We start from the raw sequence: 23,255 nt of genomic DNA, 5'->3' as shown, positions 1-23,255 counted from the left end.
ATTATCAAGGGGGAGAAAATGGACGAAATTCACGCGTGGGCTTATCTGAATCGTGTGGTAGAGGCGACGCATCCGCAGATTGTGCGGCTCGTGACGGAGTTTGGGCCGGTAGAGGTAGCGGAAAGGATCAAGGCTCGCGCCGGGCTGCCGGAAAGTCTACTCAATACGACGCAAGCGCGGGCCCAGGTTGACCAAAGCGGCCACGATTTGGAGCTGGCGGCAGCGATGGGGTGGCGCCTTATTTATCCGGGACGCCCAGAGTGGCCGGGGGAGCTGCTGTCCTGCTTTACGACGCTCGAAGTCCGTGACCGCGCAGATGCGCCACCACTTGCGCTGTGGGTGCGTGGCCGTGACTTGCGGGAGATGCTCAGTGAAGCGGTGGCGATTGTCGGAACGCGGATGGCCAGCAGCTACGGGACACAAGTGGCGGCCCAATTCGCGGGGCAGTTCGCGAATGCGGGGGTTAGTGTCATCAGTGGTGGTGCGTTGGGGATTGATGCCGCGGCGCATCGAGCTGCGCTCGACGCTGGCGGCACTACGGTTGTGGTCGGAGCGGGTGGTGTAGGGGTTGACTATCCGCGGGCGCATGCAGAACTCTTCGATCGGATTGCAGAGCGGGGTGCGCTGGTCACGGAGTATCCACCGGGAGTGCGACCTGCGCGACATCGGTTCTTGACTAGGAATCGGCTGGTAGCGGCCCTATCACGAGCAACCACAATCGTCGAGGCGGGCTGGCGTTCAGGGGCGCGCAACACAGCGCACTGGGCAGTGAGGTTAAACAAGCCCTTGGGAGCAGTGCCGGGACCGGTGACGCTGCAAACTACCTCTGGCTGTCATGACCTAATCCGCAGTGGCGAGGCTGTACTGGTGTGTAGTGCCGACAATGTGCGGTCGCTGTATCGGTCAGTTGGCACAGTGAATGAGGATGCTCAGCTCGAATTGTTGTGGGAAAAGTCGGCGGTGCAGAAGCTTTCTCGAAACGAGCTCGCTGTCTTCGACTCCCTGAATTCTGCGGAGCCAACGCCAGTGGGTGAAGTCGCCGCGCAGGCGGGATTAGCCGTAGCGCTTACGACACATTTGTTGTTGGAGCTGCAGGGACAGGGGCTGACCAATCGAGTTGAGGGTGGGTGGTTGCGCCAGGAACAGAAGCGCTAGTGAGGCATTAGTAAAACCTTCTGCAAAGAAACTCGAAAAAATCTTGAATTAGATATTGCAATTCTCTGTACACTCAGTAATATAGGCAAGGCAAGCCTAAGTAACTGTTACGGAAACGGGCTTGTGACATGGGTGAGGCAATAGGGCAGTGGCTCTGGCGAAAGTCGGAGTCACTGCCTTTTCCGCTGTCTGGTGAGGTCTCGCTGTGTGCATCTACTAAGGTCAGAACCGTGAAGCGCGCAACCGATAAAGATGACACGGCTGAGCCGGATTTTGGGTTATCCGCCAATATTGAGGCCGTACTCATGGATTTTCTCGATGAGCTGACTTATTCCCGCAGACTCTCCGGCGCAACCGTCCGCGCCTATCGAGCCGATCTCATCCCCCTCCTCGCCGGCCTGAACCACATCAGTGAACTCTCCACCCCTGTCATCCGTGCGCACCTCGGTGCGAAGCATGCGGAGGGTGCTGCGCGGTCATCGCTGGCTCGCTTAACGACGTCTATTCGGCAGTTCTGTAGCTGGCTTGTAGCTCGGAAACTTCTCGATGCTGATCCGTCGCTGCGGCTGTCAACACCGAAGAAGCATCAGCATCTCCCGGAAGTGCTCTCGCCGGAGAAGGTTGAGGCAGCAATCGAGAAAGTCTCTTCTGAGGACAGTGCAGTAGCGGCACGCGACTTGGCCATCGTGGAATTGTTGTATGCCACTGGGATGCGTGTAGAGGAGCTGTGCAAGGCCGACGTCTCTGATGTCGACTTCTCCCGCCACATCATCTCGGTAGTGGGTAAGGGTAACAAGCAGCGCATCGTGCCCTTTGGGGCGCCAGCGGAGGCGGCGCTCAAAGGCTGGCTCCAGGTGCGTGGAAGCTTCCATGCTTCCGCACAGGCCGAACATGCGCTTTTTCTCGGTGTGCGTGGAGGTAGGTTGAATCCGCGGCAGGCGCGCCGAGTTATTCATAAATGGGCTGATGTTTCACCGCATGCGCTTCGGCACTCTGCGGCCACGGCCATGGTGGAAGGTGGCGCTGACTTGCGTGTGGTGCAGGAGATGCTCGGCCATTCGAGTCTGGCGACCACACAGATTTATACCCACGTCTCAGCGGACCGCCTCCGTGAAGTACATAAGCGGGCACATCCGCGCGCTTAACTGCGCACGGGCTTGAGTACGATTGGCCTCCGCTGTATCAAATCCAGCGGATTGAGATAGTCCTTGCCGCGCAGCGCACCCCAATGCAGGCCCGGTTCGGGATGTTTGGCGCTGACCACAAGATGGCCAATCACCTGGCCTGCGGCCACGCGGTCTCCCTTTTTTAGTGCGGTATTTATGGGCTGATAGGTTGTGCGGATGCCATCGGCGTGCATGATCGACACGGAAGTCATTCCGGCAATCGAACCGGCGAAATGTACCACACCGGGAGCTGAGGCGCGGATTGGCTGATCCGGGGAGGCGTTCAGGTCAACTCCGCGGTGCCCAGACTGCCAGCGTTTTTCCGGTGGGGCGTAGTCGCGTAGAACTTTGCCGTGGACAGGGAAGGTATGCGCAATAGTGGATATTGGTTCGCCGGTAGCTGCAGGTGGGCTTGGGGGTGTTGTTAGCGCGACAGCGAGCACGAATAGCGCTAATGTGCGCATTAGCGAGCGCCTGAAACTCTGCTTGGTCGTCATGCGCGATAGTGTGGCGGACGCTGCACTCGTCGACAAGCGGCAGGGCATTGCAAACGGTTCTAGCTGTGGATGACTTTTTGCCCTGTGGATAGCAGGGTGTGTCAGATATTGCGACCTGCGCGATGTATCAGATAAGATGACGCTCGCGGTGTCTGCCTTAATGGGCGGTCATTAGCACAAAGACTACGCGCGCGACCCATTCCGGCTGGTTCACGGGTGCTCGGCAGGATATCTGTCGGGTGTGAGGCAGCGGGGGAGCGCTAGGGCACAGGGAAAGCCTGTGCGTGAACTGTAACCACCTATATCGGATAAGAAAGGAAGGGAAGCAGCCGCAGCCCTAGTCAGGCTGGACGTGAGGATCTTCCCTGAATATGACATGGCTGTTGTATCCATGCGAGAACTGCTCGATGCAGGTGTCCACTTCGGTCACCAGACCCGTCGTTGGAACCCGAAGATGAAGCGTTTCATCTTCACCGAGCGCAATGGCATCTACATCATCGACCTGCAGCAGACCCTGACCTACATCGACGAGGCTTTCGAGTTCGTCAAGGAGACTGTCGCTCACGGTGGCAACATCCTGTTCGTCGGTACCAAGAAGCAGGCTCAGGAAGCCGTTCAGAACGAGGCAGAGCGCGTTGACATGCCGTACGTCAACCACCGCTGGCTCGGCGGTATGCTGACCAACTTCGCCACCGTTTCCAAGCGCCTGGCTCGCCTGAAGGAGCTTCAGGCAATGGACGCTGCTGAGAACGGCTACGAGGGTCGCGGCAAGAAGGAAATCCTGATGCTGACCCGTGAGCGCACCAAGCTGGAGCGCACCCTGGGCGGCATTCGCGACATGTCCAAGGTTCCGTCCGCACTGTGGATTGTTGACACCAACAAGGAGCACATCGCTGTCTCCGAGGCTAAGAAGCTGGGCATTCCGGTTGTTGCCATCCTGGACACCAACTGCGACCCGGATGACGTTGACTTCCCGATCCCGGGCAACGACGACGCTATCCGCGCTGCTTCCGTGCTGACCCGCATCATCTCCACCGCTGTTGAAGAGGGCCGCAAGGCTCGCGCTGAGCGCGAGGCCAACGCTGCTCGCGAAGCAGCAGGCGACGCTCCGATCGAGTCCGCCGCTGAGAAGACCGACCAGGCTGCAGAGATGGACGCCGAAGGCTCCACTGCAACTGAGACGGCATCCGCTGAGTAAAGCTGAACTTTCTAACCACCACAAGTTCTAACCACCACAAGGAGGAACGCCCAGCATGGCGAATTTCACTGCTGCTGACGTCAAGAAGCTCCGTGAGCTGACCGGCTCCGGCATGAAGGCTTGTAAGGACGCACTCGTCGAGACCGACGGCGATTTCGACAAGGCTGTCGAGATCCTGCGCATTAAGGGCGCAAAGGACGTCGGCAAGCGTGCAGAGCGCACCGCTGCCGAAGGCCTGATTGCTGTTTCTGGTAACACCATGATCGAGGTCAACTCCGAGACCGACTTCGTTGCTAAGAACCAGGAGTTCATCGACTTCGCCAACAAGGTCGCCGACGCTGCCGCAGCAGTCAAGGCAAACTCCCAGGAAGAGCTCGCAGCTGCTGACCTCGACGGTCAGACCGCAGCTGACGCTACCCAGGAGCTCTCCGCAAAGATCGGTGAGAAGCTGGAGCTGCGTCGCGCCGCTACTCTCGAGGGCGACAACATCGCTGTCTACCTGCACCGCCGTGCAGCCGACCTGCCGGCAGCTGTCGGTGTTCTGGTTGCTTACACCGGTGAGGGAGAGGGCGCTGCAGAGACTGCTCACGCAGCAGCTATGCAGGTTGCCGCTCTGAAGGCTCAGTACCTGTCCCGCGAGGATGTCCCGGCGGACCGCGTCGAGGCAGAGCGCGCTGTCTACGAGAAGATCACTCGCGAAGAGGGCAAGCCGGAGCAGGCTATCGCCAAGATCGTCGAGGGCCGTCTGAACGGCTTCTACAAGGACGTTGTTCTGCTGGAGCAGCCGTCTGTCGCTGAGAGCAAGAAGACCGTTAAGCAGCTCATGGAAGAGGCTGGCGTTACCCTGACCGGTTTCGTTCGCTTCGAGGTTGGTCAGCACTAATTCGCTGTAATTTGTGCTCTAGCCTCTAGCTGCTAGCTAGTGTGAATGCCCCATCCGGTTGCTTCGGGTGGGGCATTTTGCTGCCATGTTGCCGACAATGCGGAGCGTCAAGTGTGCCTTGCTGTCGTGACCGGGTAGACTCGTCTGCGACTTTTTAAACGGTGTGAGAAAGGTGCATGGTCATGGCAGAATCTGTCGAGCGCAATGGCTTCAAACGTGTGATGCTCAAGCTCGGTGGTGAGATGTTCGGTGGCGGCAAGGTTGGCGTTGACCCGGACGTGGTGCAAAACGTTGCCCGACAGATTGCGGAAGTTTCCCGAAAGGGCGTCGAGGTCTGTGTCGTCATCGGCGGAGGTAACTTCTTCCGTGGCGCACAGCTTCAGCAGCGCGGCATGGACCGCGCACGCTCTGACTACATGGGCATGCTGGGCACGGTCATGAACTGTCTGGCTCTGCAGGACTTCCTCGAGCAGGAGGGCGTGGACTGCCGCGTTCAGACTGCAATCAACATGGCACAGGTCTCGGAGCCGTACCTGCCGTTGCGTGCTAAGCGCCACCTGGAGAAGGGGCGCGTGGTCATCTTTGGTGCAGGTATGGGTATGCCGTACTTCTCCACCGACACCACCGCCGCCCAGCGCGCCCTGGAGATTGGCTGCGAGGTGCTGCTGATGGCCAAGGCTGTTGACGGTGTCTACTCGGCCGACCCACGTGAGGTGCCGGACGCAGAGCTGTTCGACGACATCACCCACCGTGAGGTTCTGGAACGCGACCTGCGCGTTGCGGACGCCACCGCTTTCTCCCTGTGCATGGACAACAACATGCCGATTCTCGTGTTTAATCTGCTTACCGACGGAAACATTGCGCGCGCGGTAGCCGGTGAGCAAATCGGTACTCTCGTCCACAGCTGATAAATTTGTTCGTAATACGTTCTTTCCACAGAACGCTCTAGAACTATCTAGAACCCGCGTAGAAACCCGAGGTTAAAAACACAATGATTGATGAAGTCCTGCTTGACTGTGAAGAAAAGTACGGTAGCTCCGTAGAACACTGCCGCGAGGAGCTGACCCACATTCGCACTGGCCGTGCGAACCCGACGATGTTCAACGGCGTTATTGCGGAGTACTACGGTGTTCCGACTCCGATTACCCAGATGGCTACCATTTCGGTTCCAGAGCCGCGCATGCTGCTGATTAAGCCGTATGAGCTGAGCGTCATGGGCGACATCGAAAACGCGATTCGCAACTCGGACCTGGGTGTGAACCCGACTAATGATGGCCAGGTCCTGCGCGTAACTATCCCGCAGCTGACCGAGGAGCGCCGTCGTGAGATGGTTAAGGTCGCACGATCGAAGGGCGAAGACACCAAGATCGCGATTCGCAATGTCCGTCGTAAGGGCATGGAAACTCTGAAGAAGATTCAGAAGGACGGCGACGCTGGTGAGGACGAGGTGCAGGCAGGCGAAAAGGAGCTGGACCAGGTCACCAAGAACTACGTCGAGCAGGTGGACTCCTTGGTTGAACGCAAGGAAGCGGAACTGATGGAGGTTTAGGCCTTCACATTCAACCGGGAGAGGGGATTTGAGGCGCCAATGCCAACGTCGAAGCCAGCGTCCAATAAGGAACGTGTTCTAGACGAGCTACGGCTTATTAAGCCACGTAACTCAGCAGGCCGAAACTTGCCGGTTGCAATCACGGTGGGCGTAGCACTTGGTGCAGTCGTCATCATCGGCTTGCTGCTGGGGGCGCTCGCTTGGACCGTTCTGGTCGCCGGGGCGGTTGGTCTCGCAACCTGGGAGGTCTGCGAGCGGCTCCGTGAGTCCGATTGGCAGGTCCCTCGCCCGGTACTGATTCTCGGCGGACAACTGATGGTGTGGTTGTCCGCCTACTGGGGGATTGACGGTTTGGTGATGGGTCTGGCCGCGACCCTGATGCTCTTGCTCGTCGTCCGCCTGTTCTTACACGGGATGGCCGAAGCGCCACGGAACTGGCTGCGGGATGTCGCCGTCGGTGTTTTCGTGATTATGTGGATTCCATTCTTTGCCGCGCTAGCAGTGCAGCTGGTACGCATGGACAATCCCTGGGGAGTTGATCCTCGTCTGGTCATTGTGACCTTCATGATTGGCGTTATCTCAAATGACGTCGGAGGCTATGCCGCTGGTGTAATGTTCGGAAAGCATCCGATGGCCCCGAAGGTAAGCCCTAAAAAATCCTGGGAAGGGTTCGGCGGCTCTCTTGTACTCGCCACCATTACTGGAGCGCTCTGTGCGATCTTTATGTTGCACGCGCCGTGGTGGCAGGGCATCGTGCTGGGCATCGCCCTGGTTATCTCGGCCACGCTTGGTGACCTGATGGAGTCCCAGTTCAAACGAGATCTGGGGATTAAAGATATGTCCTCGATTTTGCCGGGCCACGGCGGTCTGATGGACCGCCTGGATGGCATGCTGCCATCAGCCGCGATGACGTGGCTGATATTGCAGCTTTTCAGCCTAGTTTAATTTGGCTGGTTCAATCGGCCTTTAGTTGCCGCCCTTACGAATCTGGCGGCGCAAATCAAACATTCGCCAGCCACCGATGAGTGCGGTGATGAGGGCACCGAGGATGGCAGCGAAGAGCATTCCGACGCCGACTGGGAAGTTCCAGGTCCAGCCGAACAGGTTTAGTGCGGTCTCCTGCTGATTCTGCAGAATGAACACCAGCAGTACGATCAGCAAAATTGCACTGATGACCAGGCCAATCCACATTGAGCCCGCAGTAGTCTTTTTCACCTTGCGCCGGCCAGGGGCGGGCGCTGGCTCGGGTGTGGAGTCCTTCTCTGTCGTCGCGTCAACGACTGGCTCTGGAAGGTTGTCCTGCTCAGGTGCAGGAGCCACGGAATCATTTGGGGAGTACGACGGGGCATCGTCGAAAAGCGGACTGTCGTTATTCGGCTGATTAGCGTTAGTCATACCTATTATTCAACACGTTTTAGCAGGTATGTACCACTTGTAAAGGTCTACTTAGTTGCGGCTGCCTAGACACTCATTAGGCCAAAACCGTCATTACATGCGAAAATGGGTGCCATCATGGCATCTTCACTTCCAATCGTTCTTAAAGCTCCACGTCGCGGCATGCCCGCGACCCATTTTGCGGACCTCGATGTTGAGGAACGGAAGGCTGCGGTCAAGGAACTGGGCCTGCCGGCCTTCCGTGCCGATCAGATTGCCCGGCACTATTACGGTCGGCTTGAGGCTGACCCTATGACGATGACTGACCTACCAGAAGCAGATCGGCAAAAGGTCAAGGACAGTCTCTTCCCACCTCTGTTGACTCCCGTTCGCCACATCACCTGTGACGACGGCGAGACCCGTAAGACTCTGTGGCGTGCAGGTGACGGTACGCTGCTGGAATCCGTGCTGATGAAGTATCCAGGGCGTGCGACCCTCTGTATCTCCTCACAGGCCGGTTGCGGTATGGCATGCCCATTCTGTGCGACGGGTCAAGGCGGTCTGCAGCGTAATCTCTCCACCGCGGAGATTGTCGACCAGGTTCGTGAGGCCGCTGCCACTATGGCAGCTGAGGGCGGTCGTCTGACCAACATCGTATTCATGGGCATGGGCGAGCCGCTCGCGAACTACAAGCGCGTTCTCGCCGCCGTCCATCGCATTACGCGGCCCTCGCCGGAGGGATTCGGCATCTCGATGCGCAATGTCACCGTTTCTACGGTCGGTTTCGCGCCGAACATCCGACGGCTTGCCGACGAGGACCTGTCAGTAACCCTCGCAGTGTCTCTGCACACTCCGGATGACGAGCTTCGCGACGAGCTGGTACCGATCAACAATCGCTTTACAGTGGCCGAGGTACTTGATGCAGCTCGCTACTACGCAGACAAGACAGGCCGTCGCGTATCTATTGAGTACGCTTTGATTCGTGATATTAACGACCAGGATTGGCGTGCAGACCTGTTGGGTAAGAAGCTCCACAATGCTCTGGGCTCACGTGTCCACGTCAACCTGATCCCGCTCAACCCAACTCCGGGTTCGAAGTGGGACGCCTCCCCGAAGAAGCAGCAGGAGGAGTTCGTCCGCCGCGTACAGGCCCAGGGGGTACCGTGCACGGTCCGCGATACCCGTGGCAACGAGATTGCGGCAGCGTGTGGTCAGCTGGCGGCCGAAGAGGTTTAGTCGCTGAATAGCAAAAGATCCGCACCGAATTCGGTGCGGATCTTTTTGTGCGCTGTAGCGCTATAGAGCTGTTGGTATAGAGCTGTTAGGCCAGACTTTCTGCAAAAGTGGCTAACTCTACTGGTTCTGGCCTTCCGGCAGGCGGTTCCAGGAGCGCAGCTGAGAGTCGGTCAGGTTAGCGTAGACGCCAGTGCCGTTTACCTGGTCGCGTGCCCACTCCGGCTCAATGTGGCCTTCCGGCTTGTTGTGACCCGTAACGGTGCGAACCTGAGAACCCTGCGGGGCGAACAACTGCAGCAGCAGGCCAATAGCAATCAGGGCGGCGATGGCGACCAGCCACCAGTTCTCGACGTTGCCCTTGTGGTTACCAATGGTCATACCCAGCAGGAAAATCACGGAAATCCAGCCGGCCTTCTGCATAGCGCTCTTGCTAATGCCGTGCCAGCCCCACTTCGCCGACGGCTCGTCGAGGGTGCTGACGCCGCGGTAAATTTCTTCCTTTGGCTCGTGGTTGCTCACTTGAAAGTCCTCCTGTTAACACTTTCGGCGAATTGCACTCTATATGCAGTTCAGTCTATCTGCGGTTTTGCTGAAAGCGACTGAGCGCATTTTCAGACAATCTTGAGTATCGGGTGTAAGGATACCTTAGAACTTGCTGAAATTGGGACTTAGCCCGGCCGGAAACTGTTCGCCGGTGTGCTCGTTTGCCCAAAGTGGGGGTAGGGTGAGCACTCGTGACATTTCTTCTTGGAGTTTTACTCTTCGCAATCGGCATCGCGGTGACAATCGCCCTTCACGAATGGGGCCATCTCACCGCAGCTCGACTGTGTGGAATGCGAGTGCGTCGGTACTTCATTGGCTTCGGCCCAACGCTGTTTTCCTTCAAGCGGCATCACGCCGCGGCAGGTGGGCATGACACCGAGTATGGAGTAAAGGCAGTTCCGTTTGGCGGATTCTGCGACATCGCAGGCATGACCGCAATGGATCCAATCGATCCTGCCGAAGAGCCCTACGCCATGTACAAGAAGCCGTGGTGGCAGCGCATTATCGTGATGCTCGGTGGGGTGGCGATGAACCTCATCGTTGGATTCATCATTCTTTACTTCATCGCAGTGACGTGGGGTTTGCCCAACATGGGTAAGGAAATGGCTCCGCGCATTCAGGCGGTACAGTGCGTCTCGCCGGCACAGCGGACCGACGGCACTCTGGAGCCTTGCACTGGCTCCGGCCCCGCAGAGCGTGCAGGGCTGCGTGCTGGAGACGTAATCGAGAAGATCAATGGCACCAAAATCACGTCCTACCCCGAAGCTGTGTCCCTCATCGGCAGCTCTGCAGGTGGCGACATCAAAATGACCATCGACCGCAATGGCACATCCCAGACGGTCACGGTCACCCCGGAAGTCGTCAAACGCAAGACTAACGACGGCCAGGACATCGACCAGCCAGCGATTGGTATCGCCTTCCAGCGCCCAGAGACTATCCTCCACGAGTACAACGCAGTGACCGCCATCGGCGGTGCGGCCAGCTTCACAGGCAGTCTTTTTGGGGCGGTTTGGAACGGGCTGCTCTCCATCCCGGAGAAGGTTCCCGGTGTGGTTGCGTCCATCTTCGGCGCTCAGCGTGATCCGGCCAGCCCCATGAGTGTCGTCGGTGCTTCGCGTGCCGGCGGTGAATTGGTGGAGATGAACCAGTGGCCTTCATTCTTCCTACTGCTGGCCAACCTCAATTACTTCCTGGCCGTGTTCAACCTCGTGCCGTTGCCGCCACTCGACGGTGGCCACATCGCCGTTGTTATTTATGAACGCATTCGCGATCGAATTCGCAAGGCATTCGGTAAGCCAGCGCTTGGGCCTGCCGATTACACCAAGCTTATGCCAATTACTATGGCCTTTACTGCGGTTTTGCTGGTCTTCGGCGTTCTGGTTATGGCCGCTGATGTGGTCAATCCAATTGTGCTGAACCGCTGATAGCAGGTTGCGGCGTGCCAGCGTCGTCGTAAAGCAAAGCGGTGCTAACGTCAGCCCACATGGAACAAACTTCGCGCCGCAAGCCCCTGCTTCGCAGTATCTCGGCTGTGGCAATCACGGGTCTGGTGTTGTCATCCGCCGCGTGTACGCCGCGGCCTGACACCGGGCGCGAGGTGCTAGAGGAATTCCTGGGGGCGCTGGCGGGAGGGGACGTTGCTAAGGCGGCGGCACTGACTGATTACCCGGACTCCGCTGAAGGGGATCTGAAGGCGGCCACTGCCGGACTCCAGCCGGAGGGGCTTGAGTATGAGATTGCGGGTATCGATTCCAGCTCGAATCAGTCCTCGGCCGAAGTCGCCATGAATTGGCAGCTACCGCATCAGCGACGCTGGGGATATGACACCACTTTCACACTGACCAAGACTGAGACTGGGCAACGGGATTGGGCATTGCGCTGGTCGCCAGCATCCCTGCATCCACAGCTGGGGCGTAACCAACACCCAGAATTGCGCACTATCGCAGCTCCACGTCCATCTGTGGTTGGCTCGGACGGTGCGGCCTTGCTAGAGCCAGGGACTGTGCACCGGGTAATTCTCCATCGTGATGGGGCGGAGAATGTGCAGTCGTCGATTAATCGGGCGGCGACGGTTATCAATAATGAAATGCCGGAAAATGGTCCGAAGCTTGACGCGCGAGCAGTGGGGGAGCAGGCGGCTGGTGGGAAGGGTAACTTTTCGCTGATTGTGCTGCCGGGATCCACGCCACAGCGAGTCAAGGATGAGCTCGCGGACATCGACGGAATTTCTGTTAACGATGAAGCCGCTATGGTGCGACCCGACCCGGGGTTTGCGCCTGATTTGATGAGCCGCGTGGAAAAGCTAGTGGACACTGGTGATCACGGTGCCGATGGTTGGAATATCGTGGCGGCCAACGAGGGCGGAGCAGTCGTCGGCACGCTCTATGAGGTGTCTCCGGATGTAGCGCCGGCGGTGCAGGTATCAATTAGTAAAAAGGTGCAGGACGCAGCGCAAAAGGCAGTCGATACGCGGCAAGATGCTAAGGCAATGCTGGTGGCTGTGCAGCCGTCTACGGGCAAGATTCTGGCGGTAGCACAGACGGCGGAAGCAGACAAGGACGGCGACCTTGCGCTGATGGGACAGTTCCCGCCGGGATCGACGTACAAGATTGTCACTGCCGCCGCAGGTGTGCAGCACGAGGGGCTAAATGCGGGATCGACTGTGCCGTGCCCAGGTTCGATGGAGATCGGGCCGCGTATTGTCACCAACTACAACGGAAGTGGTGTCGGGAATACCTCGCTGAGCGATGCGTTCGCGCGGTCTTGCAACACCACGTTTGGCAACATCGCTCACAAGTTGGCGCCAGGGCAGTTCAAGGAGGAGTCCAAGAACTTCGGCATCGGCATCAACTACCACATCGCGGGCCTCGACACTATTACCGGCAGTGTGTCTGATGGCAGTGATGAAGTCGAGCGTATCGATGCGGGCTATGGACAGGGCAGTGACTTGGCCAGCCCGTTTGGCATGGCGCTGGTTTCCGCGACGGTGGCGGCCGGACGCACTCCGACACCGTCACTCGTGCCAAGCGCGGGAACCTGGCAGTCGCAGGTATCAAAGCCACTGCCGCCTGAGGTTTTGAATGAGGTTCGCACACTCATGCGGGCGGTGGTGACCTCTGGTACTGGTTCGGCCATTGCCGGTCGAGGTGAAGTCTATGCAAAGACCGGTGAGGCCGAGTACGCTGGCGGCTCCCATGCTTGGTTTACTGGCTACCGCGATGATTTGGCCTTTGCCACGCTCATCGTTGGCGGTGGTGGTTCGGAGCATGCCGTGGCGATTACCGATGCCTTCTTCGCCAATATGGATGAAGGTTCGGGGGACGAGGGCTAGAGCATTTCTGGCTTTGAAACCGGCACAGGCCGAAAGGCTAATCCGGGGGTAGGGGTAGAGTATGTTCCATGACTCAGCGTTCTCCACTTACTCAGCAAAAGTCCACACCAATTCGCACCGTTCCGGCACATATTGAACGGCCGGAGTACGCCTGGAAGGACGAGGTTCAGGAAGGTGTCGGCGAGCCGCTGGTACAGACTCCGGAAGATATTGAAAATATGCGAGAGGTCTCTCGCATTGCTGCCAACGCGTTGGTGGAGGCCGGCAAGGCCGTAGCTCCGGGCGTGACCACGGATGAGATTGACCGAGTGGTGCACGAGTACCTGTTAGATCACGACACCTACCCGTCCACGTTGGGGTACCGCGGTTTTGAGAAGTCGTGCTGCGTGTCTCTCAATGAGATTGTCTGCCACGGTATTCCGGATACTCAGGTCATTGAAGACGGCGATATCGTCAATGTCGACGTCACCGGATACAAGAACGGTGTCCACGGCGACACCAACGCGACTTTCCTCGCCGGCAATGTCTCGGAGGAGCACCGCCAGTTGGTGGAGCGCACTTACAACGCCACCATGCGCGGCATTAAGGTCATCAAGCCGGGCCGTGAGATCAATGTCATCGGCCGCGTGATTGAGTCCTACGCTAAGCGTTTTGGATACAACACCGTTCGGGACTTCACCGGTCACGGTGTCGGGACCACGTTCCATAATGGTTTGATTGTCCTGCACTACGATGAGCCGAGCCAGGACACCATTTTCGAGCCGGGCATGACCTTGACTGTCGAGCCGATGATTAACCTCGGTGAGCTGCCGTACCACATCTGGGATAACGGCTGGACTGTGCAGAATGATGACTTCAAGTTCACCGCTCAGTTCGAACACACGGTGCTGGTGACCTCCGACGGCTATGAAATCCTCACCCTGCCGGATGAGCAGAACGTGCCAGGCCAGTTCCAGACTGGTTGGAAGCCCGAGGCCTAAGCGGTGCAGGCTCCTGCAGCTCTGATTGCCGGCTGCACCTCAGATGCCGGTAAGTCGGTTCTGGTCGCCGGCATGTGTCGGTTGCTCGCGCGACGCGGAGTGCGCGTCGCGCCCTTCAAGGCGCAAAACATGTCCAACAATTGCGCTGTCACGCTCGACGGCGGCGAGATTGGGCGCGCACAGGCTCTGCAGGCGTTGGCCTGTGGGCTGGAGCCGGATGTCTCCTTTAACCCGGTGCTACTCAAGCCGGGTTCGGACCACACCAGTCAGGTGGTGGTGAAGGGCAAGGCTGATGGGCATGTGAGCGCTCTGACGTACCGGTCGCGGAGAAAAGCGCTGCGCGGAGTAGTTGCGGAGGCTTTGGAAGAGCTGCGGGGGCAGTTCGATGTCGTCCTGTGTGAAGGCGCTGGCAGTCCTGCCGAGGTCAATCTGCGAGAGTCAGACATCGCCAACATGGGGTTGGCGGAGCTCGCTGATTTGCCCGTAGTGGTCGCCGGTGACATCGACCGCGGTGGGGTGCTTGCACATTTCGTCGGCACGCATGCAATTCTGAGCCCCGAAGACCGCGCGCGGATTACCGGTTTTATCGTCAACAAGTTCCGGGGCGATGTTTCGCTGTTGACGCCGGGATTGGACGTAGTGCGTGAATACACCGGTGTACCCGTACTCGGCGTGGTGCCTTTTATTCCAGGGCTGTGGATCGATGCGGAGGACTCGCTCGGCACAGTCGCTGGTGCGTCGGTTGGGCCGGCGAACGCACCGCTGGGCACGGAAACGTTGTCCGTGGCCGCCATTCGCTTGCCGCGCGTGTCCAACGCCACCGATATCGAGGCGCTTGCCTGTGAACCAGGGGTACACGTGCAGTGGACGGTCGATCCGTCGGTCGTTGCTCGCGCCGACCTGGTCGTGTTGCCCGGGACGAAGTCGACGGTCGCTGATCTCGAGTGGTTGCGCGAGCGTGGGCTTGACGACGTGCTAGAGAACCGAGCCGCCCGGGGGCTACCGCTGATTGGCATCTGCGGTGGGTTCCAAATGCTCTGCGACACCATCGCTGACTCGGTGGAGTCGGCAGCCGGGACCGTGAACGGGCTTGGCGTGTTTGATACCGACATTGAATTCGCGGGGACGAAGACACTGGTGAGTCACCCGGATGGCTCGTACGAAGTGCACAATGGGCAGATCGTGCGAAGCAGTGAACATCCTTTTATCACTGAGCCTGAAGAAGGGGCGCGGCGTGGCATGGTGATGGGCACGCACCGCCACGGCTACCTGGAAAATGATCAGGCGCGCCGTGAGTTGCTGATGGAAGTAGCAGTTGCCGTCGGTCGGGACGGCTTCGAGGTCAGCTCTACTACTTCGTTTGCCGCAGAACGGCTGCGGCAGGTCGACATGTTGGCCGATGCAGTCGAGGAGTACCTGGCTGGGCCGGCATTGGCCCAGGCCACAGGCATTGAGCAGCTGGGCTAGTTATCGAACTCCAGGCCCAGGATGGCGTTTTCAATCAGCTCGGGCAGCGCTGGGTGAATCCAGTGCTGGCCTGTGACAACTTCGCGCACATCCATCTCGAAGCTCATCATCTGGATGCACTGCTGCACTAGAGTGGCAGCCTGCTCGCCGATGAAGTGCGCACCCAGCAGGCGGCCTGTGGCGCGGTCCGCAATCAGTTTGGCAAAGCCGTCGCGATCCTCCAGTGCCCAGCCGTAGGCAACGTCGCCGTAATTCTGTACCTTCACGGTAATGTCGGTGCCATTTTCCGCAGCCCAGGCGCGAGCTTCGTCCTCGGTCATACCGACCTGACCGATCTGCGGATGTGAGAAGACTGCCGACGGAATGTAGCGGTGGTCAAATTCGCGCAGGTCGGACGGGTTCAGCACGTTGTGGAAGACCACCTTGGCCTCATGGTTGGCAATATGCTTCAGCTGGTACGGGCTAGAGACATCGCCCAGCGCCCACACACCTTCGGCAGAGGTGCGACCATACTGGTCAACCTTGATGCGACCATCGTCGTGCATCTCCACACCACCGGCTGCAAGATCCATACGGTCACCGTTGGGGATGCGTCCGGTTGCCACTAGCAGGGCATCGGCTGTGAGCTCCGTGCCGTCGTCAAGCGTGGCCGTGACGATCTCGCCCTCCTGGGAGAGTTCAGTGATGGAGGTGTTCATACGGATGTCAATGTCGCGGGCGGCAACCTCGTGGAAACGCTCAGAGATAGCGGCATCTGAGCCACGCAGCATGACATCGGAGCGCACTAGCATGTGCACCTTCGTACCGAAGGATGCGAAGACGTGCGCGAACTCGCTAGCGATGTAGCCGCCGCCGACGACAATCATTTCGCGCGGAAGCTTGTCGACGCGCATGATGTTCTCGTTGGTGTAGTAATCCACCCCGGACTGCGCGATGAGGCCCGGGACATGCGGGCGGGAGCCTGCAGCGATGATGATGTTGTCGGCTGTGATGTCGACGGTTTCCTCGCCGATGCCAGTGCGAATAGTGCGCGGGCCGACGAACGTTGCGTGGCGGTCGTAGACATCGATATTGGGAGTCTCGTCCCCGCGGCGGTATGCCTCGCCGCCGTCGGCAATCTGGTCGACGCGCTGGGCGAAAACGCGATCCTGGATTTGCTTGAGATCAACGGAGTTGAAGGTGCCGTGCACGCCCAGGCGGCTGGCCTCGCGGATGTTGCGGGCGGCATCAGCGGCCAGAACGAACATCTTGGTGGGAATACATCCAACGTTGAGGCAAGTACCGCCGAAACGTCCTTCCTCCACCAGAGCGATACGGACATTGTCGTAGTCCGGGGCCGGAATGGAATTGCCGGACCCTGTTCCGATAATGATGACGTCGTAGTGGCGTGGGGTAGCCTCAGGCGAATTCTCAGTGGTCACAAGCACTCCTAGCATTCTGGTCAAACTAGTTTGGTTCAACCGTACTGAATGCTGATTTATTCCGAGCTCCTATTTTGAGCTGCCTCCCGGATTGACCGTGGTAAGGAACTGGAAGGTCTCATTGAAAGCGCGATCTAATGCTTCGGGCGCGGAGAGATACACGTCGTGGAGGGCACCCGGAATCGCGACGTTGCGAGCCTGTGAGCCCAGGTGGGCAGTGGCATCGGCAATTTGTTCAGTGTTGAGAACAGAGTCAACGCGACTGAGCTCCGGGGTGTAGTCGGAACCGAGAAGGTAGTTGTCCGAGTGGAGGACGAGCGTCGGCACGCCGGTGTCGATACCGCGGCTGACACGTTGTTGGCCGACGATGATGGCATTGAGCCAACGCCAGTTCTTGTCATGGCCAGCCAGCGGCTTGAAAGTACGGTTGTACTCCCAGCGTCCCTGGTGATCGGCGCTAATGGATTTGCCATAGCCGCCCGCAGACTGCACCGGAATAAGACTGTTGGGGCGAATCCGCGACATAACGCGAGTCACTAGCGAGTACACGGGAGCCTTTGCCCGGGAAACGTGCAGAGTCAGCCACGGTGAGTTCAAGACGGCAGCCGTGACGGAAATATTGGGTGCTTGCGGGCAATGGCCGCCTGTGCTTCGTAGCCAATCGAGCCAGAGAACGGCAATCAGACCGCCAGTGGAGTGCGCATTAACAGTGACAGTTGTATGACCGGCGTGGTCTAATACCGCGAGTGCGCCGTTGAGATCCTCGAAGTAATTCGTTAAATCGCTGCAGCCGTGCCAAGTCTGCCCCGGTTGGTGAGCGCGCCCGCACTTGCGCAGGTCAATAGCGTAAAAGGCGTAGCCTTCGGCGTGGTACCGCTCCGCCACGTGCTTCTGGAAGAAATAATCCGACATCCCATGAATCCATAGAACCGCCGGACGCGTTTGGAAGTCGCTTGCCGACGAGTCGGGGCAGTAGCGAACCAAAACCGCGCGTACGGATCCCTCACCGTCGGGGTCCTGGCCGAGTTCGATGACATGGTGGCTGTAGCCCTCGCCTAGGTTATCGGGGTTAAAGGTGGGGGTAACGAAATCGGGAATATCGGTAGTCACAGGGTCAAGCCTAGCGCCGATTACCGGGGGTAGTGGGAATGTGTGCCACAATAGATTATGGACTGAGACGGTAGCTCTCTTTTGCGTCTTTAGTTGTGTGCGCGCATGTGAGCGAGCGCTAGTTTGAATCACTAATCAAGTTAGTAAGGATGTTGACAGCAAAATGGCTGATAACAAGCTTCCTGCTTCCAGTGGCGACGAGGTAGATGTCGTCCTCATCGGTGCAGGTGTAATGAGTGCGACGCTGGGTGTGCTGCTCAAGGAGCTCGAGCCATCCTGGTCACAGGTTCTGTTCGAGCGTCTCGATCAGCCCGCCAAGGAGTCTTCCTCCCCGTGGAACAACGCTGGTACCGGCCACTCTGCTCTGTGCGAGCTGAACTACACGCCGGAGAAGAACGGCAAGGTCGATGTAACCAAGGCTAAGCTCATTAATGAGCAGTTCCAGGTTTCCCGTCAGCTGTGGACCTCGCTGATTGAAAACGGCACCCTGACTGATCCGAAGGAATTCATCAACCCAGTTGATCACACCACCTTCGCTCAGGGCCCGGAGCAGATGGCGTTCATGCGTCGTCGCTACGAGGCACTTGAGAAGGAGCCGCTGTTCCACGGTCAGGAGCTCATTGAGGATCCGGATCGTTTCGCTGAGTACCTTCCGCTGATGTCCGAGGGGCGTGACTTCTCCAAGCCGGTCTCCGCTATTCGTAACCCGAATGGTACGGACGTTAACTTCGGTGCACTGACCAAGCAGTACCTGGCCGCACTGTCCGATATGGGTACTGAAATTCGCTACGGACACGAGGTCACCGGTCTGAAGCGCGACGGTTCCAAGTGGATTGTCACCGTGAAGAACCTGCACACCAAGGACGTTCGCACCCTGGTTGCCAACTTCGTCTTCGTCGGTGCCGGCGGTGACGCGCTGCCGCTGCTGCAGAAGGCTCGTATTAACGAGATTCGTGGTTTCGGTGGCTTCCCAGTCTCCGGCCAGTGGCTGCGCTGCACCAACGAGGAAGTTATTGCCCAGCATGACGCCAAGGTCTACGGTAAGGCTTCCGTCGGCACGCCGCCTATGTCGGTTCCGCACCTGGACACTCGTGTTATCGACGGCAAGCGTGGTCTGCTCTTTGGTCCGTACGCCGGCTGGAACATGAAGTTCCTGAAGAACGGTAACAACCTGGACCTGATTAAGTCTCTGCGTCCGGCCAACCTGCCGTCCATGATGGGTGTTGGTGTCCAGGAGATGGGGCTGACCAAGTACCTGATTACTGAGGTTCTGAAGGACTTCGACGCACGTATTGAGTCCCTGCGTGAGTACGTCCCGAACGCTCGCCCAGAGGACTGGGAGCTGATTGTCGCTGGTCAGCGCGTCCAGGTTATTAAGCCGATGAAGGCTCCGGTCTTCGGTACCCTCGAGTTTGGTACCGCGGTCATCAACTCGTGGGACGGCACCATTGCCGGCCTGATGGGTGCATCCCCGGGCGCTTCCATCGCTCCGGCCGTGATGATCAGCCTGATTGAGCGCTGCTTCGGCCGCCACATGGGCAAGTGGGCTCCGAAGCTGAAGGAGCTCGTCCCGTCCTACGGCACGCACCTGGCTGATGACCCGGCTCTGTTCAAGGAGGTCTGGGAGGCTTCCCAGAAGACCCTGAAATTGGAGCGCTAAGCACTCCGCTGAAGAGCTTCAAAGAGTTCAATTAAGCCAACATTTTCTACCCCGCTGTGAGCCATCCGCTCGCAGTGGGGTAGAACTGTGTTTATGGAAAAAATCACGTCAGCTACCACTGCACAGACAGAGCCCACTTTTCCCTTTACTGCGATTGTCGGGCAGCAGCGACTACAGCTTGCGTTGATTCTGACCGCCCTATCCCCGGAGATTGGCGGCGTGGTAATCCGCGGTGAGAAGGGCACAGCCAAGACCACTACGGTCCGCGCATTGGCGCCATTTCTCAGCGGATCGTTGGTGAACCTGCCACTCGGCGCTACGGAAGATCGAGTCGTGGGCTCCATTGATGTGGAGACCGTCCTGACGACCGGACACGCACAGTTCAATCCAGGACTACTCAGCGCGGCTGACGGCGGCATTCTCTACGTCGACGAGATTAACCTGTTGCCGGACCACCTCGTTGACTCCGTTCTGGATGCTGCAGCCACCGGACGTGTGGTTGTTGAACGTGACGGCATCTCGCACTCTGCTACCTCCAGGTTCGTGTTGGTCGGCACGATGAACCCGGAAGAGGGTGAATTGCGTCCCCAACTTCTCGACCGCTTCGGTCTCGCCATCGACGTCACTGCATCCAAGGACCCGGGTGTCCGCGCGGAAATCGTCGCCCGCCGCCTCGACTTTGACGCCGACCCGGAGAACTTTGTCACGCGGTTCGCCACCGACGACGAGGCACTACACGCTCGCATCGATCGCGCACGCGCACTGCTTGGCGACGTCGAATTGACTCCCAGCATTCTCGGTCAAATTGCCACCGTGTGCGCTGCTTTTGATGTGGACGGGATGCGTGCCGACATCGTCATTGCGCGTACCGCCCGCGCCCACGCTGCCTGGCGAGTAGCCGGGGATGAGTCGGCGCAGCCGGAACCTGGCAATCCAATTGAGATCACTGCGGAAGACATTAAGGTAGCTGCCGAAATGGCACTGCCGCACCGTCGTCGCCGTGACCCCTTTGATGAACCAGGACTGGACCAGGAGCAGCTCGACGATGCTCTGCAGGATGCAGAGGAGCAGTTCCGAGATGACCAGAATCAGCCAGAGTCGAGTCCGGAGTCGGATCCGGAATCGAACCCAGAGCCCGAGGTTGATCAGGCCTCCCAGTTCGACTCCAACTCCGAACCTCAGGAGCCACAACAGTCGAGTTCTGCGGGAGCGAAGGGAGGTCGCGCCGCTGAAGGCGCCCCCTTTCGCCGTTCGTAAAATCAGCGTTGACGGTGTCGGTCAAGGGGATTCCGGTCGGCGTTCCAAGGCCATTGGGCCCCGAGGCAGCACCATTGGTGCCCAGCGGGGAGGCCATGGTCTCCACGTGCCGGCGACAGTGCTGGCGGCGGCCAATCGTGGCGCCCGCATAGGCGGCTCCATGATCCCCCTGGAACCTGAGGACGTTCACGGCGCTATCCGACAGGGAACTGAGTCCAATCTGGTCGTCTTTGTCGTGGACACCTCAGGTTCCATGGCCGCACGCGACCGACTGGCAGCTGTCACCGGCGCGGTCACTTCGCTGCTGCGTGATGCCTACCAAAGCCGCGACAAAGTCGCTGTCATTACTTTCCGCGGGAATAGTGCCGAAGTGGTTTTACCACCGACCAAGTCCATTGATACCGCGGTGCGTCGTCTCGCAGACGTCCGTACTGGTGGCCGAACCCCATTGGCCGAAGGACTGTTGAAGGCGCACGAAGTGGTGGTGCGGGAAGCGCACCGGGAGCCCACGCGCCGCGCAATCATGGTGTTGCTCTCCGATGGCCGAGCAACAGGTAAAAATGGGTTGCAGCAGGCCAGGGCCGTGGCCGCAAAGATCCGTCGTCAAGCGTTGGCGGCGACGGTGGTTATCGACTGCGAACGCTCACGCGTGCGTCTGGGGCTAGCACAGGAACTCAGTGTCGAATTAGGGGCGACCTGCATAAACCTTTCCGAGCTCAATGCCGAGGCCGTGGCGGGTGTGATCCATGCCTATCATCGAGACCATGGCACAAGGAAAGCTTGACCCCAAATCAATTCCCAACGATGGACTGACCACCAGGCAGCGTCGTATGATTCCGATTACTGCGGTGCATACGGGCCCAGGTAAGGGAAAGTCCACCGCGGCATTCGGTATGGCGATGCGCGCGTGGAATCAGGGGATGAATATTGGTGTCTTCCAGTTTGTGAAGTCGGCAAAGTGGAAGGTTGGCGAAGAAGCAGTCATGCGGCGGTTGGGCGAGCTTCACGACGACACGGGAGAGGGCGGCTCGGTCGAATGGCACAAGATGGGCGAAGGCTGGTCTTGGTCGCGTAAGCAGGGCACTGAGGAGGATCATGCTGCAGCTGCTGCCGAGGGATGGCAGGAGATTAAGCGGCGCCTGGAAAATGAGGTGCACGATTTCTACGTCCTCGACGAGTTCACCTACCCAATCAAGTGGGGTTGGATTGATGTCGACGATGTGGTGGAGACCTTGAAGAACCGACCTGGGCGTCAGCATGTGGTGATGACTGGCCGCGATGCGGATCCGAAGCTCGTGGAGGTCGCGGATCTGGTGACGGAGATGAGCAAGATTAAGCACCCGATGGATGTCGGACGTAAGGGACAAAAGGGCATCGAGTGGTAGCGCCTGGAATTGTCATCGCGGCGACAGCTTCAGGCACGGGAAAGACGACAATCTCCACGGGTCTGATGCGTGCACTGTCGCGTCGTCACGCGGTGGCACCTTTCAAAGTCGGACCCGACTATATTGATCCTGGCTATCACGGGGTAGCCGCTGGTCGTCCCGGGCGCAATCTGGATTCCTTTATGTGCGCGACTGAGATGATTGGGCCGCTCTACGCACACGGAGCTGCCGATAGCGATATTGCGGTGGTTGAAGGCGTTATGGGGCTTTTCGACGGCCGCATTGGTAACGATCCGCTATCGGTGGAGGGGTCGACAGCCGAGATTGCCGCGCTGTTGGGACTTCCGGTGGTGTTGGTTATTGATGCCCGGCATATGTCGCAGTCGGCGGCGGCCGTTGTCCACGGTTTCTCCACGCTTCGCACTGACGTCCGTGTCAGTGGCGTGATTATTAATCAGGTGGGCAGCCCGCGGCATGCGGACATCATTACCCGTTCTGTGGAGGCCATGGGTGTCGAGGTGCTCGGCGCTATTCCGCGAGTGACTGATATTGAGGTGCCCAGCAGGCATTTGGGGCTGGTCACTGCAGTCGAGCAGGGTGAGCAGCTAGAAGCGGTCATTGAATCGATGGCCAACTTGGTGGAGACGTACATCGACATCGACCGGATTATCCAGCTTGCCCGGCAGCCCTATCCAGCTGAGCCATGGGATCCTGCACAGTTCGTTGCACCGCTGGCTACTCAGCGCCGAGTGCGCGTGGCAGTCGCGGCGGGTCCTGCGTTCTCGTTTACCTATGCAGAGCACCGTGAGCTATTGCGGGCTGCTGGAGCCGAGGTCGTGGATTTTGACCCATTGGTTGACGAACTGCCGGAAGCCGAAGGCTACATCGTGCCCGGTGGATTCCCGGAAGAGCATGCCGACGCGTTATCTGTTCGTGCTGACATTCGCCGCGATCTACGTCAGGCTGCCGACGATGGTGCGCTGATTCACGGTGAATGCGCGGGGCTGCTCTGGCTGCTTGAAGATCTCGGTGGGCGCCGTATG

The 23,255-nt window shown here is 58.8% G+C and carries 22 protein-coding genes; 17 read left to right on the top strand and 5 right to left on the bottom strand.

Going from position 1 to position 23,255, the window contains the following annotated elements; genetic code table 11:
* Positions 1–18: 18 nt before the first annotated feature.
* Both dprA and HMPREF2708_RS06860 read left to right on the top strand, forming a co-directional pair.
* A complete protein-coding gene (gene dprA, locus HMPREF2708_RS06865; RefSeq protein ID WP_070833633.1) occupies positions 19–1,155 on the top strand; it encodes a DNA-processing protein DprA in 1,137 nt (378 codons plus the stop codon).
* Positions 1,156–1,460: 305 nt separating this feature from the next.
* Positions 1,461–2,300: a tyrosine recombinase XerC gene (locus HMPREF2708_RS06860; protein ID WP_371326299.1), complete on the top strand. Its 840-nt coding sequence runs from the start codon at positions 1,461–1,463 to the stop codon at positions 2,298–2,300.
* Here the strand turns inward: HMPREF2708_RS06860 and HMPREF2708_RS06855 are convergent.
* Positions 2,297–2,818, bottom strand: a complete 522-nt coding sequence (locus HMPREF2708_RS06855) for a murein hydrolase activator EnvC family protein (protein ID WP_070833632.1) — start codon at positions 2,816–2,818, stop codon at positions 2,297–2,299. The two genes, HMPREF2708_RS06860 and HMPREF2708_RS06855, sit on opposite strands and share 4 nt — an antisense overlap.
* A gap of 376 nt (positions 2,819–3,194) precedes the next feature.
* Between HMPREF2708_RS06855 and rpsB the strand changes: the two genes are divergently transcribed.
* From rpsB to HMPREF2708_RS06830, 5 genes are all read left to right on the top strand, one after another.
* Positions 3,195–4,016 carry a 30S ribosomal protein S2 gene (gene rpsB / locus HMPREF2708_RS06850; RefSeq protein WP_070833631.1) on the top strand — a complete coding sequence of 274 codons (822 nt, stop codon included), beginning with the start codon at positions 3,195–3,197 and terminating at the stop codon, positions 4,014–4,016.
* A gap of 55 nt (positions 4,017–4,071) precedes the next feature.
* On the top strand, positions 4,072–4,899 hold the full coding sequence (gene tsf / locus HMPREF2708_RS06845; protein ID WP_070833630.1) for a translation elongation factor Ts: 828 nt from the start codon (positions 4,072–4,074) through the stop codon (positions 4,897–4,899).
* A 182-nt stretch (positions 4,900–5,081) separates the two neighbouring features.
* Positions 5,082–5,807: a UMP kinase gene (gene pyrH, locus HMPREF2708_RS06840; protein WP_005509726.1), complete on the top strand. Its 726-nt coding sequence runs from the start codon at positions 5,082–5,084 to the stop codon at positions 5,805–5,807.
* 83 nt (positions 5,808–5,890) lie between these two features.
* Positions 5,891–6,448 (top strand): ribosome recycling factor, encoded by a 558-nt coding sequence (frr, locus tag HMPREF2708_RS06835; protein ID WP_070833629.1) that lies wholly within the window; start codon positions 5,891–5,893, stop codon positions 6,446–6,448.
* 39 nt (positions 6,449–6,487) lie between these two features.
* Positions 6,488–7,393: a phosphatidate cytidylyltransferase gene (locus tag HMPREF2708_RS06830; protein WP_070833628.1), complete on the top strand. Its 906-nt coding sequence runs from the start codon at positions 6,488–6,490 to the stop codon at positions 7,391–7,393.
* A 21-nt stretch (positions 7,394–7,414) separates the two neighbouring features.
* On the opposite strand, the gene HMPREF2708_RS06825 is transcribed toward HMPREF2708_RS06830, so the two are convergent.
* Complete coding sequence (locus HMPREF2708_RS06825; RefSeq protein WP_070833627.1) at positions 7,415–7,843, bottom strand: lipopolysaccharide assembly protein LapA domain-containing protein; 429 nt, start codon at positions 7,841–7,843, stop codon at positions 7,415–7,417.
* A 117-nt stretch (positions 7,844–7,960) separates the two neighbouring features.
* On the opposite strand from HMPREF2708_RS06825, the gene rlmN reads away from it, so the two are divergent.
* Positions 7,961–9,058 (top strand): dual-specificity RNA methyltransferase RlmN, encoded by a 1,098-nt coding sequence (rlmN, locus tag HMPREF2708_RS06820; RefSeq protein WP_070833626.1) that lies wholly within the window; start codon positions 7,961–7,963, stop codon positions 9,056–9,058.
* 117 nt (positions 9,059–9,175) lie between these two features.
* Here the strand turns inward: rlmN and HMPREF2708_RS06815 are convergent, their stop codons facing one another.
* Complete coding sequence (locus tag HMPREF2708_RS06815) at positions 9,176–9,577, bottom strand: DUF2631 domain-containing protein (RefSeq protein WP_038628682.1); 402 nt, start codon at positions 9,575–9,577, stop codon at positions 9,176–9,178.
* A 215-nt stretch (positions 9,578–9,792) separates the two neighbouring features.
* On the opposite strand from HMPREF2708_RS06815, the gene HMPREF2708_RS06810 reads away from it, so the two are divergent.
* The 4 genes from HMPREF2708_RS06810 to HMPREF2708_RS06795 all read left to right on the top strand — a co-directional run bounded on the left by HMPREF2708_RS06810 (position 9,793) and on the right by HMPREF2708_RS06795 (position 15,379).
* A complete protein-coding gene (locus tag HMPREF2708_RS06810; protein WP_070833625.1) occupies positions 9,793–11,025 on the top strand; it encodes a M50 family metallopeptidase in 1,233 nt (410 codons plus the stop codon).
* A gap of 59 nt (positions 11,026–11,084) precedes the next feature.
* Positions 11,085–12,932 carry a penicillin-binding transpeptidase domain-containing protein gene (locus HMPREF2708_RS06805; RefSeq protein ID WP_070833624.1) on the top strand — a complete coding sequence of 616 codons (1,848 nt, stop codon included), beginning with the start codon at positions 11,085–11,087 and terminating at the stop codon, positions 12,930–12,932.
* A 68-nt stretch (positions 12,933–13,000) separates the two neighbouring features.
* Positions 13,001–13,912, top strand: a complete 912-nt coding sequence (gene map / locus HMPREF2708_RS06800; protein WP_048735567.1) for a type I methionyl aminopeptidase — start codon at positions 13,001–13,003, stop codon at positions 13,910–13,912.
* Between the two features lie 3 nt (positions 13,913–13,915).
* Positions 13,916–15,379 (top strand): cobyric acid synthase, encoded by a 1,464-nt coding sequence (locus tag HMPREF2708_RS06795; protein WP_070833623.1) that lies wholly within the window; start codon positions 13,916–13,918, stop codon positions 15,377–15,379.
* On the opposite strand, the gene mtr is transcribed toward HMPREF2708_RS06795, so the two are convergent.
* Both mtr and HMPREF2708_RS06785 read right to left on the bottom strand, forming a co-directional pair.
* Complete coding sequence (mtr, locus tag HMPREF2708_RS06790) at positions 15,376–16,815, bottom strand: mycothione reductase (protein ID WP_070833622.1); 1,440 nt, start codon at positions 16,813–16,815, stop codon at positions 15,376–15,378. The two genes, HMPREF2708_RS06795 and mtr, sit on opposite strands and share 4 nt — an antisense overlap.
* 54 nt (positions 16,816–16,869) lie before the next feature.
* On the bottom strand, positions 16,870–17,910 hold the full coding sequence (locus HMPREF2708_RS06785) for an alpha/beta hydrolase (RefSeq protein ID WP_070833621.1): 1,041 nt from the start codon (positions 17,908–17,910) through the stop codon (positions 16,870–16,872).
* A gap of 163 nt (positions 17,911–18,073) precedes the next feature.
* On the opposite strand from HMPREF2708_RS06785, the gene mqo reads away from it, so the two are divergent.
* From mqo to HMPREF2708_RS06760, 5 genes are all read left to right on the top strand, one after another.
* Positions 18,074–19,570, top strand: coding sequence for a malate dehydrogenase (quinone) (mqo, locus tag HMPREF2708_RS06780; RefSeq protein ID WP_070833620.1), 1,497 nt, complete (start codon positions 18,074–18,076; stop codon positions 19,568–19,570).
* A 93-nt stretch (positions 19,571–19,663) separates the two neighbouring features.
* Positions 19,664–20,827: a magnesium chelatase ATPase subunit I gene (locus HMPREF2708_RS06775; protein WP_070833619.1), complete on the top strand. Its 1,164-nt coding sequence runs from the start codon at positions 19,664–19,666 to the stop codon at positions 20,825–20,827.
* Between the two features lie 106 nt (positions 20,828–20,933).
* On the top strand, positions 20,934–21,611 hold the full coding sequence (locus tag HMPREF2708_RS06770) for a vWA domain-containing protein (RefSeq protein ID WP_246840368.1): 678 nt from the start codon (positions 20,934–20,936) through the stop codon (positions 21,609–21,611).
* Positions 21,592–22,212: a cob(I)yrinic acid a,c-diamide adenosyltransferase gene (cobO, locus tag HMPREF2708_RS06765; RefSeq protein WP_070833907.1), complete on the top strand. Its 621-nt coding sequence runs from the start codon at positions 21,592–21,594 to the stop codon at positions 22,210–22,212. Before HMPREF2708_RS06770 ends, cobO begins: the two co-directional genes overlap by 20 nt.
* Positions 22,206–23,255 (top strand): cobyrinic acid a,c-diamide synthase CobB (locus HMPREF2708_RS06760; protein WP_070833618.1); only part of this gene is annotated, 1,050 nt, incomplete at its 3' end. The genes cobO and HMPREF2708_RS06760, both read left to right, overlap by 7 nt.

The sequence above is a fragment of the Corynebacterium sp. HMSC073H12 genome (genome assembly GCF_001837775.1).
GTDB classification, from domain to species: domain Bacteria; phylum Actinomycetota; class Actinomycetes; order Mycobacteriales; family Mycobacteriaceae; genus Corynebacterium; species Corynebacterium amycolatum.
The sequence above is the reverse complement of the archived record's forward strand: the minus strand, read 5'-3'. Positions and strand labels throughout refer to the sequence as shown.